This window comes from Paraburkholderia edwinii (assembly GCF_019428685.1).
Lineage (GTDB): Bacteria > Pseudomonadota > Gammaproteobacteria > Burkholderiales > Burkholderiaceae > Paraburkholderia > Paraburkholderia edwinii.
Window position 1 is genome coordinate 621,334 of record NZ_CP080095.1, and the last position, 18,904, is coordinate 640,237.

Below are 18,904 nucleotides of genomic sequence, written 5' to 3' on the forward strand. Positions count from 1 at the left end.
ATCCCTACACGTCAAATGGCCGAATCGCGCAATTCCGGGCGTGCGCTCGTCATCGCATCGGTCATGGCTTCCACGGCCATGATCGCGATCGAAATGACGATCGTCTCCACCGCCATGCCGCAAATCGCAACGCAGCTAGGCGGACTCGATCTTTACAGCTGGGTGTTCTCGTCGTTTCTGCTCGCGCAGACGGCAATGACGGTCGTGTTCGGCAAGCTCGCCGATCTGTTCGGCCGCAAGCCCGTGATGCTGGTCGGCATCGCGATCTTCCTCGCGGGCTCGCTGCTCGCGGGCTTCGCGTGGTCGATGCCGGCCATGATCGCGTTCCGGCTGATCCAGGGCATCGGCGCCGGCGCGATCCAGCCGGTCGCGATGACGATCGTCGGCGACCTCTATCCGGCGCACGAGCGCGGCAAGGTGCAGGGTTATCTCGCGAGCGTCTGGGCGATCTCGGCGGTGGTCGGACCGGTGGTCGGCGGCTTTATCATCCACGCGCTGTCGTGGGCATGGATCTTCTGGATGAACGTGCCGATCGGGCTGGCCGCGGCGGCTGGCTTTATCGCGTTTCTGCACGAAAAGCCCGGGCGTCAGCGGCCATCGATCGATATTGCCGGGGCGGCGCTCTTCACCGTCGCGGTTGCCGCGCTGATGATCGCGCTCACCGACGCAGGCGCGTCCGCGGGCCGGCATGCGCTGTATGCATGCGCGGTATGCGCGGTCGCGTCGGTGCTGTTCGTGATCCAGGAGCGGCGCGCCGCCGAGCCGATGATTTCGTTTGCGCTCTGGAGCCGCCGGCCGATCGCCGCGACCAATGCGTCGACGCTGCTCTCCGGCATGGTGCTGATGGGCGTGACGACGTTTCTGCCGATCTACGTGCAAGGCGTGCTGCAGCGCTCGCCGGTGGTGGCCGGCATGGCGCTGACGGTAATGATGGTCGGCTGGCCGGTCGGCGCGACGATTTCCGCGCGGCTGTTCCGGCGCTATAACCTGCGCTCGATTCTGGTCGTCGGCAGCGTGTTTATTCCGGTGGGCGGCGCGGTGTTTGCGCTGATGACCGTCGACAGCACGCCGCTGACCGCCGCGTTTGGCTCGCTCGTGATGGGCTTCGGCATGGGTTTGTCGGCCACGGCCGCGCTCGTGCTGATTCAGGAGATTGTCGAGGCGAACCAGCGTGGCAGCGCGACCGCGTCGAATCTGTTCTCGCGCAATCTCGGCAGCACGCTCGGCGCGACGGTGTTCGGCGCGGTGTTCAACTTCGGGCTCGCGCATGCGAAGCAGATCGGCGCGGTCACGCCTGATCAGCTGCGCGCGGCGCTCGATGCATCCGCGGAAAAGCTCGGCGCCGTCGATATGGGCGTGCGCGTCGCGTTGCAGCAGTCGCTGCATCTGACGTTCGCGGGTGTGCTCGGCGTGTCGATCGCGCTGTTCCTGCTGGCGATGCTCGTGCCGTCAGTGGTGATTCGCCACAAGCGTGAGGTTACGACGCCGGTCGCGCATTGAGCGGTTCATCCGGCCGCACCTGGCGACTCGCGCGTCGTGTCGTGCGGCGGACGCGCCGCGCTCACCCGTGCAGCGTATCGATGATCGCCTGCGTAATGCCCGGCCGGTCGTACGACGCGCGCTGAATCATCCCGACCGTGCGCAGCATCGGCGGATTCGAAATCGACAGCACGCGCAGCGACGGATCGTTGCGCCAGTTGCCCCGATGCAGGAGCGGCAGCACCGCGACGCCGACGTTCTCGCGCACGAGCGCGACGATCGTTTCGATCGAATTGAGTTCGAGATATTCGTTGACGGTGAGCCCCGCGTCGCGCAGCGCCTGATCGACGACGCGTCCGGTCCGCACGCGCCGGTCGAAACGCAGAAAGCCGTGACTACGCAGAATGCGCTGCGGGTCGCTGTCGGTCTCCTCGCTGCTCACGACTAACACCAACGGCTCGCTATACAGCGTGGTCCACTTCAGCGTGTCGGGCAGCGTCGCATCGGCGCGCGCAACGATCGCCGCGATATCGACGTCGCCCGCTTCGACCATCGCCGCGAGTTCGTCGGAGCGCGCCGACAGCAGCCGCACATCGAGCTGCGGGTGCGCGGTCTTCAAACGCGCGACGACGAGCGACAGCGCGCCGATCACCGACACCACCGCGCCGATCGTCAGCGGCCCGACCATCGAATCGGCCGGGTTCGCGTTGAGCTCGTCGAGCAGATCGAGAATCTGCTCGACCTTCGGCCAGATCTGCTGGCCGTCGCGGGTCAGCACGATCTGCCGCCCGCTGCGCGCAAAGAGCTGCCGCCCGAGCGCCTGTTCGAGCCCGCGCATCTGCAGGCTGACAGCGGCCTGCGTCAGCGCGACTTTCTCCGCGGCAGCCGCGAACGACCCGGTTCGCGCGACCGCTCGAAAGGTTTTCAACATCCGCATCGTGGGCATCAATCGCCTTGCTCAAGAAAAACTTAAGTATCGACAAGAAATATTAATATTTTCTGTTGTGTACCGCACCCCATAATCGACCCTTCAATTGACGCTTAAAAGCGTTTCGAGGACGACCAGCCCGTGGGGAGTGTCACAGCATGAGCGATGGCGAGCGCCGACCGGTACTCGAGGTCAGCGGCTTTTCGTTGAAGTTTTCGCGCTCGGCCGCGATGCCGAATCTTGTCGACAACGTGTCGTTTGCGGTCGGCAGCGGCGAAACGCTGTGCATCGTCGGCGAGTCGGGCTGCGGCAAGAGCGTGACGTCGCTCGCGCTGATGGGGCTGCTCGCGAGCCCGCCCGCGCAGCGCGTATCGGGCACGGCGCACTTCGACGGCAAGGATCTTTTTACCTTGCCCGAGCGCGAGCTGGCCGACATTCGCGGCAACCGGCTGTCGATGATCTTTCAGGAGCCGATGACGTCGCTGAATCCGGCGTTTACGGTGGGCGAGCAGATCGGCGAAAGCATCCGGCGGCATCGCGGTTTGAGCCGCGCCGAAGCGCGCGAGCAGGCGCTCGAGATGCTGCGGCTCGTGCGTATTCCCGCTCCGGAAACGCGGCTCGATGCGTATCCGCATCAGCTGTCGGGCGGCATGCGCCAGCGCGTGATGATCGCGATGGCGCTCGCCAACCAGCCGCGTCTGCTGATTGCCGATGAGCCGACCACCGCGCTCGATGTGACGATTCAGGCGCAGGTGTTGTCGCTGATCAAAAATCTGCAAGCCGAGACCGGCACCGCGATGGTGTTGATCACGCACGACCTCGGCGTCGTCGCGGAAGTCGCGGACCATGTCGCGGTGATGTACGCGGGACGGATCGTCGAATACGGCACGGTCGCCGATCTGTTCGACGATCCGCAGCATCCGTACACGATCGGTCTGATGGGCGCGATTCCGTCGACGGGCAAGCGCGAAGGCTCGCTCGCGACGATTCGCGGCTCGGTGCCGTCGCCGGAACAGATGCCAAGCGGCTGCCGGTTCGCGCCGCGCTGTCCGTTTGTCGAGCAGCGCTGTATCGATGCGGCGCCGCCCGATCAGCCGGTTGCGGGCGTGCATCGCGTGGCGTGCTGGCTCGCGCCGGTCGAGCAGTCCGCTTATGCCGCCGGCGGGCAGCAGCAAAGCGCGCCGATGCGCAGGGAGGTCGCATGACGACGAACCGCACCGGCATCATCACCCGCACTGCGCTGGCTTCAGACGTCGACTCCGGCTCCGGCAAAGTGTCGCCGCGCACACCGATCATCGAAGCGCGCGCGCTGACGAAGCACTTCGGCGGCGACCGTCATCTGTTTACGCGCACGCCGGTCGTTTATGCGGTCAACGATGTGTCGTTCTCGGTCAGCGCCGGCGAGACCTTCGCGATCGTCGGCGAATCGGGTTGCGGCAAGTCGACGCTTGGCCGCCTGTTGCTGCGCCTGATCGACTCGACCCAAGGCCGCGTGCTGTACCAGGGGCAGGACATCACGCATCTGCACGGCGCGCCAATGCGGCGGCTGCGGCGCGAGATGCAGCTGATTTTCCAGGATCCGTTCGCCTCGCTGAACCCGGGCATGACGGTCGGGCAGATCGTCGGCGAGCCGATCGCGTTGCACCGGCTTGCGCGCAATGGCGCCGAGCGGCGCGAGCGCGTCGCGCAGTTGCTGCGCACGGTCGGCTTGCAGCCTGCGTACGCGGATCGCTATCCGCACGAGTTTTCGGGCGGTCAGCGGCAACGGATCGGCATTGCGCGCGCACTGGCGGGCGAACCGCAGCTGATCGTCGGCGACGAGCCGGTGTCGGCGCTCGATGTGTCCGTGCAGGCGCAGGTGATTAATCTGCTCGAAACGCTGAAGCAGGATCTCGGCCTCACGCTGATCATGGTTGCGCACGATCTTGCCGTGATCCGCCATATGAGCGATCGCGTGGCGGTGATGTATCTCGGCGAGATCGTCGAACTCGCGGACGTCGATGCGTTGTTCGACGCGCCGCTGCATCCGTACACGCAGGCGCTGCTCGGCGCGATTCCGGTCAGCAGCCCGCATGAGCGGCGTGCGCGCGCCGCCCTGACCGGCGACTTGCCGAGCCCGACCGCACCGCCGCCCGGTTGCCGTTTTCATCCGCGCTGCCCGCATGCGAAGCCGCTGTGCTCGCAGGAGCGGCCGGCGAGCGAAACGCTTGGCGACGGGCGTCGCGTCGCGTGTCATTTCTGGCGTGAGATTCAGAACGCGGGCGGCGGTGCGCCGCTTGCCACGCCCGCCAGCACGAAGCTGACGGAACGGCTTGCGATTTATCGCGAGCGGCAGGCAGAGCAGGCGGCGCAAGCCGCACAGGCGGCACCGACCGCGCAAGCCGCGCAATAGAACAACCTGCATCAAACCGCTTTATTGAACCGGGAAAGAAAAGGAAAGACCGCATGCGAAGAATGTTGATGGCCGCGGCGCTCGCGCTCAGCGCATCCGCCGCGATGGCGCAGACCAGCCAGATCCGGATCGGCTTGCAGGACGACATCGGCACGCTCGACCCCGCACGCAGCGTGCAGTTCGTCGACCGCATCGTGTTTGCGTCGCTGTGCAATTCGCTCGTCGATATCACGCCGGACCTGAAGATCGTGCCGATGCTCGCGACCTCGTGGACCACCAGCGCCGACGGCAAGACGCTCACGTTCAAGCTGCGCCAGGGCGTGAAGTTCCAGGACGGCGAGCCGTTCAACGCGGCAGCCGTGAAGGCCAACATCGACCGCGCGATGACGCTGCCGACCAGCAACCGCAAGAGCGAACTCGCATCGATCGATCATGTGGATGCGATCGACGCCAATACGGTCGCGTTCGTGCTCAAGCAGCCGGACGCCGCGCTGCTCGCCACGCTATCGGACCGCGCGGGCATGATGCTGTCGCCGAAGACGTTCGCGGACGCCGCGGGCGTGGCGACGCATCCGGTCTGCTCGGGCCCGTACAAGTTCGTGCAGCGCGTGCAGAACGACCGCGTCGTGCTCGAAAAATTCGACGGCTACTGGGATGCCGCGAAGTACCCGATCCAGCGCATTACGTTCCTGCCGATTCCTGATGCGACCGTGCGTCTCGCGAACCTGCGCTCGGGCTCGCTCGATATGCTCGAGCGCGTCGCGCCGTCGGACGTGAACGCGGTAAAGGGCGATGCGAACCTGAAGCTCGTGTCGACGCCGGGCCTCGGCTACTACTACGTCACGTTCAACATCAACAACGGCTCGCGCGGCAACGCCGCGCTGCGCGACAAGCGCGTGCGCGAGGCCTTCGATCTGTCGATCGATCGCGACGCGATCAACCAGGTGATCGGCGCAGGTATTTTCCCACCGGCCAATCAGCCGCTGCCGAAGTCGAGCCCTTACTTCGATGCCGCATTGCCCGCGCCGCATCGCGACGTCGCGAAGGCCAAGGCGCTGCTCAAGGCGGCGGGGCATGAACATGTCGACGTCGAGTTCACGTATCCGAACAACACGGTGGCGAGCCAGATCGTGCAGATGCTGCAGGCGATGGTCGGCGAAGCCGGCTTCAACCTGAAGCTGCGGCCGACCGACTACGCGGCGCAGCTGAACGCCGCGCATAGCGGCGACTTCCAGGCGATGTACCTCGGCTGGTCGGGCCGCGTCGATCCGGACGGCAATCTGCATCAGTTCAATACGTGCGCGGGCAACCTGAACTACGGCAAGTACTGCAATGCGGAAGTGGACAAGCTGCTCGACGCCGCGCGCGTGAAGCTGACCGTCGCGGACCGCAAGGCGCAGTACGACGCGGCCGCGAAGGTGCTCGCCGACGAAGACCCGAACGTCTACATCTACATCCAGCCGTGGCCGTACGTGCTGTCGAACAAGGTGCAGGGCTTCACGCCGTATCCGGACGGCCTGATCCGTTTGCGCGGCGTCAGCATCAAGGGCTAAACGTCATGCTCAGGATCATCGCGAATCGCCTGCTCGTCGCGGTGCCGACACTGATTCTCGTGTCGATGCTGATTTTCGGCCTGCAGAAGCTGCTGCCCGGCGACCCGGTGATGGCGATGGCCGGCGAAGATCAGGACCCGCAGCTGATCGCGTCGCTGCGCGCGAAGTATCACCTCGACGAGCCGGTGCCGACGCAGTACGTGCTGTGGGTCAAGGACGTGCTGCACGGCAACCTCGGCGTGTCGCTGCGCACCGATGTGCCGGTCACGTCGCTGATCGAACAGAAGCTGCCCGTCACGATCCAGCTCGCGGTGATGGGCATGATCTTCGCGATCGGGATCGGCATTCCGGCCGGCGTGATTTCAGCGGCGAGCCGCGGCGGGCCGCTCGATTACGGCGCGAATATCCTCGCGCTCTCGGGCATGTCGATTCCGAATTTCTGGCTCGGCATCATGCTGATTTTTCTCGTGTCGGTGCGCTGGCATCTGCTGCCGTCGTCGGGCTATGTGTCGCCCTCCGAAGACTTCTGGCTCAGCATCAAGACGATGCTGATGCCCGCCTTTGTGCTCGGCGCTGCGCTCGGCGCGCAACTGATGCGGCATACGCGCAGCGCGATGCTGTCCGTGCTGCGCACCGATTACATTCGCACCGCGCGCGCGAAAGGGCTGCTGCGCGCGACCGTGGTGGTCAAGCACGGCTTTCGCAATGCGCTGATTCCGATTGTCACCGTGCTCGCGCTGCTGTTCGGCGAACTGCTCGCGGGCGCCGTGCTGACCGAGCAGGTCTTCACGATTCCGGGCTTCGGCAAGCTGATTGTCGATGCCGTGTTCAATCGCGACTATGCGGTCGTGCAAGGTGTGGTGCTCGTTACCGCGCTGTCGTTTATCGTCGTGAACCTCTTCGCCGATGTGCTTTATATCGTGCTCAATCCCCGTATGAGGCGCAGCTGATGGCTACTCCCGCGTCTCCTGTGCGTTCGCCTTCATCCGGCGCTGCCGGTGCCGTCGGCGCGGCCGCGGCCGGGGCTGCCGATACGCTGCCGCGCCGCAAGCGCCGCGGTCTCACGAAGTTCATGCGCAATCGCGCCGCGGTGTTCGGCGCGGTGCTCGTGCTGCTGGTCGTGGTTATGGCGGTGTTCGCGCCGTGGCTCTCGCATTACGACCCCGTGCAGGCGAGCTTTCTTACCGTACGTCAGGCGCCGTCCGCCGCGCACTGGTTCGGCACCGACGAACTGGGCCGCGATGTGTTCGCGCGGCTGCTCTACGGCGCGCGGGCATCGCTGCTGGCCGGTGTCGTTTCGGTCTGTATCGCGGTCGTGATCGGTTTGCCGCTCGGTTTGCTGGCGGGCTACTTCGGCGGGCTTGTCGACGGCGTGATTTCGCGCGTGGCCGATGCGCTGCTGTCGATTCCGTTTCTGATTCTCGCGATCGCGCTTGCCGCGTTTCTTGGCCCCAACCTCACCAATGCAATGGCCGCGATCGGCATCTCGGCGATGCCGCGCTTCGTGCGTCTGACGCGCGGTCAGGCGCTCGCGGTCAAGGCTGAAGAATATGTGGAAGGCGCGCGCGCCATCGGTCTCGGCCACGCACGGATTATCGTGCGCTACATCCTGCCGAACGTGCTGCCGCCGATCATCGTGCAGGCGAGCCTCACGATCGCAACCGCGATCATCGCCGAAGCGAGCCTGTCGTTTCTGGGGCTCGGGCAATTGCCGCCGGCGCCGTCGTGGGGATCGATGCTGAACACCGCGAAGGATTTCGTGAGCCAGGCGCCGTGGATGTCCGTGTTTCCGGGCGTCGCGATTTTCCTCGCTGTGCTAGGTTTCAATCTGCTAGGCGATGGTCTGCGCGATGCGCTCGATCCACGCGAATCGTAATTTGCGCGGCTCCTCGTTGTATTACACCGCTGCACCGCTGGCTTCTTTCAAACCTTTCATCCGTTTGAGTTTCACATGACACGTTTCAACTGGCAAAACCCTTATCCGACGCAGCGCCTGCCTGTGTTTGCGCGCAATATCGTTTCGACGTCGCATCCGCTTGCCGCGCAGGCCGGCCTGCGGATGCTGTGGAAAGGCGGCAACGCAGTCGATGCCGCGATCGCCGCGGCCGCGATGCTGACGGCGGTCGAGCCCGTGTCGTGCGGACTCGGCGGCGACGCATTCGCGCTTGTCTGGGACGGCGCCAGGCTGCATGGCCTCAATGCATCGGGCACGGCGCCCGCTGCGTGGAACGTCGACTACTTCAAGCGCAAATACGGTGAGGAAAACGGCCTCGCGATTCAACCGAAGCGCGGCTGGGACTCGGTGACGGTGCCCGGTGTGATCGCGGGCTGGGAAGCGTTGCACAAGAAGTTCGGCAAGCTGCCGTTCGGCGATCTGATGGAACCGGCCATCGAAGTGTGCGAGCGCGGCCATGCGGTGGCGAGCGTCGTGGCGCACAAGTGGGCGGCCGCGGTGCCGGAACTCAAGGACTTGCCGGGCTATGCGCAGACCTTTATGCCGCACGGCCGCGCGCCTGAAGTGAGCGAACTGATCCGCTATCCGGGCCACGCGAAAACGCTGCGTCTGCTCGCCGAAAAAGGCCCGCGCGTCTACTACGAGGGCGAGATCGCCGAGCGCATCGCCGCGTTCTCGCGCGAGCACGGTGGCGCGATGACGGCCGCCGACCTGCGCGACTATCGCGCGGACTGGGTCGAGCCGATCTCGAAGGAATATCGCGGCCACAAGGTGCACGAGATTCCGCCGAACGGGCAGGGCATTGCGGCACTGATCGCACTTGGCATTCTCGAACAGTTCGACGTGAAGTCGCTGACCGTGGACAACGTCGAATCGCAGCACTTGCAGATCGAAGCGATGAAGCTCGCGTTCGCCGATATCTATCGCTATGTGGCGGACCCGCGCTCGATGGAAGTGACGCCGGAGCAGATGCTCGACGACGCGTACCTGAAGTCGCGCGCGAAGCTGATCGACCCGAAGCGCGCGACGCATTTCAACTTCGGCATGCCGAAGTCGGGCGGCACGATCTATATGTCGGCGGCCGACGAAAGCGGCATGATGGTGAGCTTTATCCAGTCGAACTATATGGGCTTCGGCTCGGGCATCGTCGTGCCGGACTATGGCCTGTCGATGCAGAACCGCGGCTGCGGTTTCTCGATGGATCCGAAGTCGCCGAACGTGGTGGAAGGCGGCAAGCGTCCGTTCCATACGATCATTCCGGCGTTCCTCACGCAGGAAGTGAACGGCCGCGACGAAGCGGTGATGAGCTTCGGCGTGATGGGCGGCGATATGCAGCCGCAAGGCCATCTGCAGTCGATCGTGCGTATGCTCGATTACGGCCAGCAGCCGCAGGCCGCGTGCGATGCGCCGCGCTGGAAGGTCAACCGCGACTTCACGATCGATATCGAGTCGACACTGAAGGCCGAGACCGCGCGCGGGCTGCAGGAACTCGGTCACCAGATCAAGTCGTTCGACGATCCGTATATGGACTTCGGCTCGGGCCAGTACATCTGGAGGCTCGACCGTAACGATCCGGAACGCGGTTATGTCGCGGCAAGCGACAGCCGCCGCGACGGCTTGGCGGCCGGCTTCTAGGCGACGCGCGGCCTCGCGCCGCGCGGTTCATTGCCTGAATGTTTCACCCGCCGGGCAGGCGTTCGATTGCCTGCCCGTGTGATTTCTTCCTCTCTCCCTTCCTCCCCCTTCCTTCCTGTTCGATCGCGCAACCTTGGCTTTGCGCCAATCGCGCCCGCTTTCCCTCCCGTTGCTTCCGGTTTTGCCTGCATTTGCGGCCCTGCACTCGCACGTTTCTTCAGGCACGTCTTGTGCATCAATAGGTTAGCCAACATGCATGCATTCAATTCGCATCCACGCTAAACTTTTTTGACAGTTTCATTAAGAAGAATTTACCGGAGCTATCATGCGGTGGATCGTTCTGGCGTGGTTTGTAATAAGCGCGGTTTATGTGTTCAACCGCGGCACGCAACGCTTCAAATTCTGGCGGCAATTGTCCGACCATTCGACGTTTCTCGCACCGATCAATATCTGGTGTTATCTGCTGTCGCCGATCAAGCCTGGGCCTTATATCAGGTCGTCGTGGTTTCCCGAACTCGAGCCGCTGCGCGCGAACTGGCAGAAGATTCGCGACGAGGCATTGGCCGTCGATGCCGCGCAGAAAATCGCCGCGGCAGCCAGGTACACCGATATCGGTTTTAACTCGTTCTTCAAGACCGGCTGGCGGCGTTTTTATCTGAAATGGTATGACGCGCCGCATCCGTCGGCTGAGTCGCTTTGTCCGTACACGACCGCGCTGCTGCAAAGCATTCCATCGGTGAAAGCTGCGATGTTCGCGCAATTGCCGCCCGGTGCGAGTCTCGTGCGGCATCGCGATCCGTATGCGGGGTCCGTGCGCTATCACCTTGGCCTCGTTACACCGGCCGACCCGAAATGCTATATCGACGTCGACGGCCAGCAGTATTACTGGCGCGACGGCGAGGAAGTAATCTTCGACGAGACGTATATCCACTACGCGAAGAACGACACGGACATGTCGCGCATCGTGCTGTTTTGCGATATCGAACGGCCGATGCGGTTTCGCTGGGCCTCGGCATTTAACCGGCTCGTGTCGAATACATTAATGCGCGCGGCCGCGTCGCCCAATGAAGTGGGCGACCGTACCGGCTTGCTGAACCGGATGTTCAAGTATGTCTATGCGATTCGGCGCGCGGGCAAGACGATCAAGGCGTGGCATCGACCGACTTATTACGTCGTCAAATGGACGCTGTTCGGCTCGGTTATCGCTGGCGTGTTTTATTTGATCTGAATTCCTCCGTGCTGCTCTGCTTGCGCTTTCGCGAGCAACGCGGCGCGTTAAATTGAAAGCGTCAAACGAAAGGCAACGGTGCAGCCTATGCAGCCCGTTGCCTTTTTGTTTTTGCGACGCCTTTCGCGGTGCGGCGGTGGCGCTTTCACCTATCTGAATGGCTGACGCAAAGTTTTTGCGTCAGCCAGACGTTATATTATAACATTCGCGGATCGATACCCGGCTTTGTCCGTTCAATGAACCCTTTGCACGAGCGATCCATGAACAAGCTTCCTGTAACCGTGTTATCCGGCTTTCTAGGCGCCGGCAAGACGACGCTGCTCAATCACGTTCTGAACAACCGCGAAGGCAAGCGTGTCGCCGTCATCGTCAACGACATGTCGGAAGTCAATATCGATGCGCAACTCGTGCGCGACGGCAGCCAGTTGTCGCATATCGACGAGAAGCTGGTCGAGATGAGCAACGGCTGCATCTGCTGCACGCTGCGCGAAGATCTGCTCGTCGAGATCCAGCGTCTTGCGCAAGAGCGGCGCTTCGATTACCTGCTGATCGAATCGACGGGAATTTCGGAGCCGCTGCCGGTGGCCGAGACGTTCACGTTTCGCGATGAAGAAGGCCGCAGTCTCTCCGATGTCGCGCAACTCGATACGATGGTCACGGTCGTCGATGCGTACAACTTCGCGCGCGATTATGGTTCGCACGATTTTCTTGCCGACCGCGGCGAGACGATGGGCGAAGAAGATCGACGCACGGTCGTCGATCTGCTGACCGAGCAGGTCGAGTTCTGCGACGTGATCGTGCTGAACAAGACGGACATGGTGAGCGCGAGCGACCTCGAGCGGATCAAGGGCGTGCTGCGCGCGCTCAATGGCCGTGCGCAGATTGTCGAAAGCCACTTCGGACGTGTGCCGGTCGACCGCATTCTGAACACGGGTCTCTTCGATTTCGAAGCGGCCGCGCAAGCGCCGGGCTGGCTCAAGGAAATGCGCGGCGAGCATATTCCGGAGAGCGAGCAGTATGGGATCACGAGCTTCGTCTATCGCGCGCGGCGTCCGTTTCATCCGCGGCGTTTCTTCGACTGGATCCAGCGGGAGTGGCCCGGCGTCGTGCGCTCGAAAGGCTATTTCTGGCTCGCGTCGCGTCACGATCTGGTCGGCGAATGGTCTCAGGCTGGCGCGATTTCTCGTCACCAGCGCGCGGGTACATGGTGGGCCGCGGTGCCGAAAGCGTCGTGGCCGCAAAGTCCCGAAGCGCTGGAAGTGATTCGCAGCCGCTCCGAGATGCCGTTTGGCGACCGTCAGCAGGAACTCGTGCTGATCGGCACGAGGATGGATGAGGAGACGCTGCGCGCGGCGTTCGATGCGTGTCTGCTCGACGATTACGAACTCTCGCTCGGCGCCAAAGAATGGCTTCGCTTCGACGATCCGTTTCCTTCCTGGGCGGTACGACAGTAATCGCAGTTTCGCGCGTGTGTTTTCATGCGTAAATTGAACGCGGAGCATCGAACGATGCCGCGTTCAAAAGGTGAAGCGCTGGTTGTGCGAACAACCAATAAGACAACGAACGAAGCGGCAAAACACCACCCCTTATAGCGTGCGCGGCATTGGTCGCCGCGCACTGCATATCCCGCGCCAATCGCGCATTTTCTTGTCTGAAGTTCTTTCGTCGTTGCGGTCGTCAGCGCACAGACCGGCGATATCTCACGCGCGCAAAGTGAAGCCACTGACACGCAAGATCGATTAATTGAAATTCGACTGTTGCTATTTCGTCAAAAACTATACAGCGGCGTGTGATCAGGCATAAAGTTAAAGTGCTTTATCAAGTCTCTTGTGCAGTGCGGGGGTGTGCTATGAAACGCAGAACAACGCGACAGATGGTGAGGGTGCTTTCCGATATCCGTCGTTCAGCCAACTGCAGGGCATTACGTGCGGCCGCGGTGATTCGCGAGATGGAACTGGCGGAGATCGAAGCGGAAGAGGAAGAACGCGAGAGCCGCGACACCGCTCGCGAAGAGGCGTGGGACAAGCCGAGCTGGAGAACGTCGTGAAGGCGGCCGGCGATCAGTCGCTGCGCCTGCTTGTCGAGAAGTGGCTCGCGCCGCTGTCGGCGACACCGCTGCGCGTCACGCATTTCGGCCGTACACGTCACGACGGCACGCGTTATGTGCGCGTGGAGGCGTCGTCGGTGGATGGGCCGCGTGCGCTGTTTTTCTTCAGGCACGACGACGGATGCTGGTGCGTGTTTCCGCCGACCGTCGACAGGGTGACGCGGCTAAGCGAGCAGTTTGCGTTTGAGGCTGCTTAGCAGGAGTCGTGCGGGTAATGTGAGTAACGCGTGGCCCGCGACGTGCTCCTAGCCAACCGACGCCGACTGCCGGCGCGCATGCCATATCGGCATCACCTGGCAGACAATCAGTCCGATCAACATCAGCAGACAGCCGAATACGGCTCGCGCGGTGAGCGTTTCCCCGAGCACGAGCCAGCCGGCGAACGCCGCGAACACGCCTTCCATGCTGAAAATCACTGCCGCGTGCGCAGGCGCCGCGTCTTTCTGCGCGACCACCTGAATCGTGTACGCGACGCCGACCGACAGCGCGCCGCCATACAGGATGGTCGGCGCGGCGCGCACGATGTCAGCCGCGCGAACCGGCTCGAACGCCAGCGCGATCGCACTGCAGATCAGACCGCATACGACAAACTGCACGAGCGCAAGCACGAGCGGATCGTGCCGCCGCGCGAAGCGTCCGACGAGCACGACCTGCACGGAAATGACGAGCGCGCCGGCGAGCTGGTACCAGTCGCCGTATAGCATCGAAAAGTGCTCGTCGACGCTGAGGAAATACATGCCGATGGCCGCGAGCGCGGCGCCAAGCCAGGTGCCGAGCGCCGTCTGATGGCGCAGCACGACGCCCATCAACGGCACGATCACGACGTACAGCGAACTGATAAAGCCGGCATTCGCGATTTTCGTGTACTGCATGCCGATCTGCTGCACCGAAATTGCGATGGCGAGCACGAGGCCGAGCCAGGCACCGTCGCGCAGCAGCGTGAAGCAGACTGGTGATGGTGACGCGGGTGACGGTGCAGGTAGCGGCGCAGGCGACTGTCCTTCAACGCGCGGCTTCGCCGCGGCTGTCAATGGCCGCACACACGCGAGCAGCACGAGCACCACGCAAGCGCCGAGCAGAAAGCGCAAACCGGTAAACAGAAATGGCCCGATCGCGTCGAAGCTCAGACGCTGCGCCACGAAGGCGGAGCCCCAGATCATCGCCGCGACGAGCATCAGCAGGTTCGCGCGCAGGTGTTGTCGAGTCGTGGTTTTCAAGCGGACGGATTCTCACGGTCAAGCCGGACATGATAACGGACCGCACCATTGCGAAAATTGTGCAGCCGTCCTACGCGGTCTAGCGGCGCTTCGCGCTGTCTTTCACGTGGTCCGTCGCGCCGTCTGTCACGCTGTCCATCAACGCGCGCATCCGTTTCCAGTGCGAGCCTTCCCAGAACACGCGCCGGCATACGTCGCAGGTGACGAACTGCGAATGCCGCTCGAGCACGCCTTCGGGCGCGCGGCCCACGGCTTCGTCTTTCGAAATGCGGCGCAGCGGCACATTGCAGGTGAGGCACAGCCGGAAAGGGTGCGCGCTGCTGCCGAGGTCGAGGCGCCTGAAAATTTCGCGCAATTGCGCTTCGGGCTTCAGCGCGCGCACATAGCAGCCATGCGTGATTGTGCGGCGTTTGAGCAACTCGCGGTCGCGCGTCAGCACGATGCGTGCTTCATCGAGCGCGAGCGCTTCGATGCGCGCGTCTGCGTAATGGTTGTCGTAGAGCGTGTCGAAGCCCGCGAGGCGCAGCAGTTGCGCAAGACCGCCGAGGTGCGCATCGGCGATAAAGCGCAGCACGCGCAGCGGCCGCTCGCGCACGCGCAACAGCGGGCGGATATCGAGTGCCTCGAATTTTGGGTAGACGGCGACGCGGTCGCCGTCCTTTAACGGATGATCGAAACCGACCGATTCCCCATTCACGAGAATCAACTCGACTTCGGTATGCGGCACGCCGAGTGCTTCAATCATGTGTTTCGCGGTCGCGTCGCGCGCGCAGGCGCAACTGAACGACTGCCGGCGCAGCGGCCGGGCGAGAAAGTCGTTCAGCTCCTCGTAGAAGCGGAAAGTCGCGGTGACCATGCGTCAGTATCGCATTAGCGCGCGGGCCGCCGTCGACGCTTCGTGAATCGCCAAACGAATCTGCACAGGTCGTTGGCTTGTGCTTTACTTCCGGTTCTGTCGAAGAGGAGCCATAGATGGACATCGGTTTTATCGGTCTCGGCGAGATGGGCGCCGTGATGGTCGAAAACATTCTGAAAGCCGGGCACCAGGTTCGCGTCTGGAACCGCTCGCCCGAGCGCGCGCAGCGTCTCGCGCAAGCGGGTGCGCAAGTGGTCGGTTCGGTTGCCGAGGCATTCACCGGCGATGCCGTGTTCTCGATGCTCGCCGACGACGCGGCGGTGCGCGAGGTGATCAACGCTCGCGTGCTCGATGAGGCGCCGCGCGGGCAGATTCACGTGAACATGGCGACGATCTCCGTCGCGCTGGCCGAAGAGCTCGCGCACGAGCATGCGCAGCGCGGTCTCAACTACGTTGCGGCGCCGGTAATGGGGCGTCCTGACGTGGCCGCGGCCGGCAAGTTAACGATCGTCGCCGCCGGTCCGGCCGAAGCGATCGATCGCGTGCAGCCCGTGCTCGACGCGATGGGCCAAAAAACCTGGCGCATCGGTTCGCTCGCGCAGCAGGCGAATGTGATGAAGCTTGCAACGAACTTTCTGATCGGGTCGGCGATCGAGTCGCTTGGCGAAGCGTCGGCCATGCTGGCCGGCCACGGCGTCGCGATGCAGGATTTTCTCGACGTGATCACGAGCAATCTGTTTCAGGGCGTCGTGTATCAGGGCTACGGCAAGATGATTGCCGAGCAGCGCTATGAACCGGCGCTGTTCAAGGCGCGCCTCGGTATGAAAGACGTGCGGCTCGCGCTTGCCGCGGCGGAATCGGTGAATGCGCCGTTGCCGGTCGCGAGCGTCGTGCGCGACAGCCTGATCGAGGCGATGGCGCATGGGGACGGCGAGAAGGACTTTGCGGTGCTCGGGCAGGTCGCGGCGCGCCGCGCGGGGCGCTGAGCGCTGGGCGCTGGGCGCTGGGCGCTGGGTCGGGGCGGCATTTTCGCCGTGCGGTCGCGATTGCCCGGGATATGCGTCATGTGCGAACGATGTTTCGCGCATGACGCAGAGCACAAAAAAGCATCGCGCGACTGCCATATGAAACGGGGCTCTCCGGCGGTTGTGGCCGATCCACGACAGGAGAGCGGACGTTTTCACAAGTTGTTGCGTCGCACCAAACCTTTTGCTATAGTGATTCCTGTCTCCTCCATGTCTCCTCTGATATGGATTCAGCCCGCCACCTCGGCGGGCTTTTTTTTATCCGCTTTTTGCCGCCTGGATCATTGCCCGCCGGTCGCTTGGCGTGAAAGCCGGTCACCGCCCGGCGCCTGCCGATCGGTTGGCGTGAAAGCCGGAAAAGAAAAAGGCTGGCGTTTCATCGCCAGCCTTCATCAGGTCAATCCGTTGCTCGAACAACGCAAGCCGATGCGCACCGACGCTATCGGCCTGTGCCCGCTACCCGCTCAAGGCTTCAATCCGGCGCCCTCGTCGGCGCCAATCGCGAGATTCATACACTGAATCGCCGCGCCCGACGCGCCCTTGCCAAGGTTGTCCAGACGCGACACCGTGACGAAGCGTTCCTCGTTGCCGAACACAAACAGATCGACGCGATTCGTGTCGTTGTTCGCCTGCACGTCGAAGAAGCCCGTATCGAGGTTGTCGTCGGCATTGAACGGCGCGACGCGCACGAACGCCTCGCCCCGGTAGTACTCGGCGAACAGTGCCTGCACGTCTTGCGGCGTCACGCGTTTCGCGAGCTGCGACGGCGAGAAGTAGGTGGTGACCGCAAGCCCCTTGTAGAAGCTGCCGACGATCGGCGTGAACACCGGCGGCGACGTCAGGCCCGTATGCGCGGCCATTTCCGGCAGATGCTTATGCGTGAGACCGAGCGCGTACGGGCGCGGGCTATTGAGCTTCGCGTTGCCGCCCGCTTCGTACTCGGCAATCATCTTCTTGCCGCCGCCGCTGTAACCGGTCAGCGAGTAGCTGTGCGCCGCGAAATCGGGCGCGACGACGCCGGCGTCGACGAGCGGCCGCATCGCGAGCACGAAGGCCGATGCATGGCAGCCGGGCACGGCAATCCGCTTCGCATGGCGCACGCGGTCGCGCTGCGCGCGGGCCAGTTCGGGCAGGCCGTAGGCCCAGTCGGCGTGCGTGCGGAACGCGGTGCTCGCGTCGATCAGCACCGTGCGATCGTTTTCGACGAGCGATGCCGATTCGCGCGATGCGACGTCCGGCAGACAAAGAAAGGTGACGTCCGACGCGTTGATGAGGCGGCGGCGCTCGTCAAGGTCCTTGCGCTTCGCTTCATCGATGCGCATCACTTCTACGTCGCCGCGTTGCGACAGATATTCGAAGATTTTCAGGCCGGTCGTGCCTTCCTGTCCGTCGACAAAAACTTTCGTGCTCATCTCGATCTCGCTTGGGTGAACCGGGGCGCCTTGAAGGCTGCGATGGTCTGCGGGTGATCCGCTGTGGTCCATTGCGGCGCCGGACCGACATTTTAAGACCGGATGGCGCGACGTGCGCGACGCCGCGAGAAAAACGTGTAAGCAAACGTGGCGCACGTACCGCTGCTTGTGCCCTGACTCACACCGACACCCGCACCGCAACGTTCACGTGACTGTCATCAACGATCAGCGGCCGTACATGACCGTCATGCGTGCGAAGCCAATCGTCGCCGTGTTGATCTCGTGGTCGAACATCAGCGCGGGGCGGCCTGGTCCGAAGCGCAAGTCGGCGGTGTTGAGCGCATAGACGGTGATCACATAGCGATGCGGTTTGCCCGGCGGCGGGCAGGGGCCGCCGTAACCATCGACGTCGAAGTCGTTGCGCGCTTCGACCGCGCCAATCTTGCTGAGGTAACCGGATGCGCTTGCGTTTTCCGGCAAGTGGTCGACATTGGCGGGGACGCCGACGACGGCCCAATGCCACCAGCCGCGACCCGGAGCATCGGTGTCAAACATTGTGATGGCGAAGCCGCGTGTGCCCGCCGGCGGATCGCGCCACGACAGTTGCGGCGACCGGTTGCCGCCCTTGCAATCATCCTGGTTGAACACTTGCGCTTGCCCCACAGTGCCGCCGGGTTTGAAGCTCGTGCTCGACATAGTGAAGGCAACGGGTTGGGCCGGTTGGGCTGTTTGTGCGTTCGCCGATGTCAAAACATTTGGCGCGAGACACGCTGCAACAGCAATCAACAAAGCAGCAAACAAAAATGCGTGAAAGTTTGCAAAGAATCGAAACGTGGAAAGGCGAACGTTCGAGCAACGCATGCGCATGTGCCGATTCTCCTGAGCGACTAGCAAAATGGAGTGAACGCCTTTAGCGCTGACCCCGCTGCCATGTGACCACGATGATATTGTCCCTGTTTTGTACCGTGAAGCCGAATCGAGTCTAACATTACGCTTGTGCGAGGCCATTCTTTGTCGCTGTTGTTCCTGATAGAGACGGCCAGTGACGGGCGAAATCGGCTATAGTCGGACACCCGCTCACTGGCGGGCAGTGGCAAGCCCAAGACATTTAGAACTAA

The 18,904-nt window shown here is 63.2% G+C and carries 18 protein-coding genes; 13 read left to right on the plus strand and 5 right to left on the minus strand.

Features of this window, described 5'->3' with window-relative positions:
- Positions 1-15 precede the first annotated feature (15 nt).
- The gene (locus tag KZJ38_RS02660; RefSeq protein WP_219798672.1) at positions 16-1,500 is read left to right on the plus strand and encodes an MDR family MFS transporter; all 1,485 of its coding nucleotides are present in this window, start codon (positions 16-18) and stop codon (positions 1,498-1,500) included.
- A 61-nt stretch (positions 1,501-1,561) separates the two neighbouring features.
- Here KZJ38_RS02660 and KZJ38_RS02665 read toward each other — a convergent pair whose 3' ends face one another.
- Positions 1,562-2,425: a LysR substrate-binding domain-containing protein gene (locus KZJ38_RS02665; protein ID WP_219798673.1), complete on the minus strand. Its 864-nt coding sequence runs from the start codon at positions 2,423-2,425 to the stop codon at positions 1,562-1,564.
- 140 nt (positions 2,426-2,565) lie between these two features.
- Here KZJ38_RS02665 and KZJ38_RS02670 point away from each other — a divergent pair, with 140 nt between their 5' ends.
- The 10 genes from KZJ38_RS02670 (at position 2,566) to KZJ38_RS02715 (ending at position 13,473) form a co-directional block, all read left to right on the plus strand.
- Positions 2,566-3,612, plus strand: a complete 1,047-nt coding sequence (locus KZJ38_RS02670; protein ID WP_219798674.1) for an ABC transporter ATP-binding protein — start codon at positions 2,566-2,568, stop codon at positions 3,610-3,612.
- Complete coding sequence (locus KZJ38_RS02675; protein WP_219798675.1) at positions 3,609-4,799, plus strand: ABC transporter ATP-binding protein; 1,191 nt, start codon at positions 3,609-3,611, stop codon at positions 4,797-4,799. The genes KZJ38_RS02670 and KZJ38_RS02675 overlap by 4 nt, the downstream gene beginning before the upstream one ends.
- A gap of 53 nt (positions 4,800-4,852) precedes the next feature.
- Positions 4,853-6,352 (plus strand): ABC transporter substrate-binding protein, encoded by a 1,500-nt coding sequence (locus KZJ38_RS02680; protein ID WP_219798676.1) that lies wholly within the window; start codon positions 4,853-4,855, stop codon positions 6,350-6,352.
- A 5-nt stretch (positions 6,353-6,357) separates the two neighbouring features.
- Complete coding sequence (locus KZJ38_RS02685; protein ID WP_219798677.1) at positions 6,358-7,302, plus strand: ABC transporter permease; 945 nt, start codon at positions 6,358-6,360, stop codon at positions 7,300-7,302.
- Positions 7,302-8,228, plus strand: coding sequence for an ABC transporter permease (locus KZJ38_RS02690; protein WP_219798678.1), 927 nt, complete (start codon positions 7,302-7,304; stop codon positions 8,226-8,228). The genes KZJ38_RS02685 and KZJ38_RS02690 overlap by 1 nt, the downstream gene beginning before the upstream one ends.
- Before the next feature lie 75 nt (positions 8,229-8,303).
- Entirely contained in the window at positions 8,304-9,941 is a 1,638-nt protein-coding gene (locus KZJ38_RS02695) for a gamma-glutamyltransferase family protein (protein ID WP_219798679.1), read from the plus strand.
- A gap of 325 nt (positions 9,942-10,266) precedes the next feature.
- The gene (locus KZJ38_RS02700; RefSeq protein ID WP_219798680.1) at positions 10,267-11,169 is read left to right on the plus strand and encodes an aspartyl/asparaginyl beta-hydroxylase domain-containing protein; all 903 of its coding nucleotides are present in this window, start codon (positions 10,267-10,269) and stop codon (positions 11,167-11,169) included.
- A 260-nt stretch (positions 11,170-11,429) separates the two neighbouring features.
- Entirely contained in the window at positions 11,430-12,623 is a 1,194-nt protein-coding gene (gene zigA, locus KZJ38_RS02705) for a zinc metallochaperone GTPase ZigA (RefSeq protein WP_219798681.1), read from the plus strand.
- 395 nt (positions 12,624-13,018) lie between these two features.
- The gene (locus tag KZJ38_RS02710; protein ID WP_219798682.1) at positions 13,019-13,216 is read left to right on the plus strand and encodes a hypothetical protein; all 198 of its coding nucleotides are present in this window, start codon (positions 13,019-13,021) and stop codon (positions 13,214-13,216) included.
- Positions 13,213-13,473 (plus strand): hypothetical protein, encoded by a 261-nt coding sequence (locus tag KZJ38_RS02715; RefSeq protein ID WP_219800087.1) that lies wholly within the window; start codon positions 13,213-13,215, stop codon positions 13,471-13,473. The genes KZJ38_RS02710 and KZJ38_RS02715 overlap by 4 nt, the downstream gene beginning before the upstream one ends.
- A 48-nt stretch (positions 13,474-13,521) precedes the next feature.
- Here KZJ38_RS02715 and KZJ38_RS02720 read toward each other — a convergent pair whose 3' ends face one another.
- Complete coding sequence (locus tag KZJ38_RS02720; protein WP_219800088.1) at positions 13,522-14,451, minus strand: DMT family transporter; 930 nt, start codon at positions 14,449-14,451, stop codon at positions 13,522-13,524.
- Between the two features lie 121 nt (positions 14,452-14,572).
- Positions 14,573-15,349, minus strand: coding sequence for a Mut7-C RNAse domain-containing protein (locus KZJ38_RS02725; RefSeq protein WP_219798683.1), 777 nt, complete (start codon positions 15,347-15,349; stop codon positions 14,573-14,575).
- A 116-nt stretch (positions 15,350-15,465) separates the two neighbouring features.
- Here KZJ38_RS02725 and KZJ38_RS02730 point away from each other — a divergent pair, with 116 nt between their 5' ends.
- Together KZJ38_RS02730 and KZJ38_RS02735 are read left to right on the plus strand one after the other, a co-directional pair.
- The gene (locus tag KZJ38_RS02730; protein WP_219798684.1) at positions 15,466-16,335 is read left to right on the plus strand and encodes an NAD(P)-dependent oxidoreductase; all 870 of its coding nucleotides are present in this window, start codon (positions 15,466-15,468) and stop codon (positions 16,333-16,335) included.
- A 78-nt stretch (positions 16,336-16,413) separates the two neighbouring features.
- Positions 16,414-16,893, plus strand: coding sequence for a hypothetical protein (locus KZJ38_RS02735; RefSeq protein WP_219798685.1), 480 nt, complete (start codon positions 16,414-16,416; stop codon positions 16,891-16,893).
- On the opposite strand, the gene argC is transcribed toward KZJ38_RS02735, so the two are convergent.
- Entirely contained in the window at positions 16,839-17,786 is a 948-nt protein-coding gene (gene argC / locus KZJ38_RS02740) for an N-acetyl-gamma-glutamyl-phosphate reductase (RefSeq protein WP_219798686.1), read from the minus strand. The genes KZJ38_RS02735 and argC overlap by 55 nt on opposite strands.
- Before the next feature lie 225 nt (positions 17,787-18,011).
- Entirely contained in the window at positions 18,012-18,653 is a 642-nt protein-coding gene (locus tag KZJ38_RS02745; RefSeq protein ID WP_219800089.1) for a YbhB/YbcL family Raf kinase inhibitor-like protein, read from the minus strand.
- Positions 18,654-18,904: the final 251 nt, after the last annotated feature.